This is a genomic window from Rothia sp. HMSC061C12 (assembly GCF_001815755.1).
GTDB classification, from domain to species: Bacteria; Actinomycetota; Actinomycetes; order Actinomycetales; family Micrococcaceae; genus Rothia; species Rothia mucilaginosa.
The window spans coordinates 1-237 of sequence record NZ_KV821839.1; the positions used below are offsets into that span (position 1 = coordinate 1).

General features: G+C 47.3%; 1 pseudogene. It reads left to right on the forward strand.

Annotated features, from left to right (window positions below):
• A pseudogene (locus HMPREF3055_RS01005) lies at positions 1-237 on the forward strand (DDE-type integrase/transposase/recombinase); the annotation flags it as partial.

Consider the following 237-nt stretch of genomic DNA (forward strand, 5'->3'; position numbering starts at 1 on the left):
CTCGATGTGCCCTAATCTTGCCCAGCAGCAAGAGATGCTTCAGGTACTCATGGATGCTAAACCTGAAGGGGTTGAGCCGATTTTGCATTCGGATATGGGTTGGCAGTATCAGCACGAGACCTATGTCAGAATGCTTGCTGATAATGGTTTTGTTCAGAGTATGTCACGTAAAGGTAACTGCATCGATAACGGCGCTACTGAGCAGGTCTTTGGACACCTTAAGGACGAGTTTTTTCG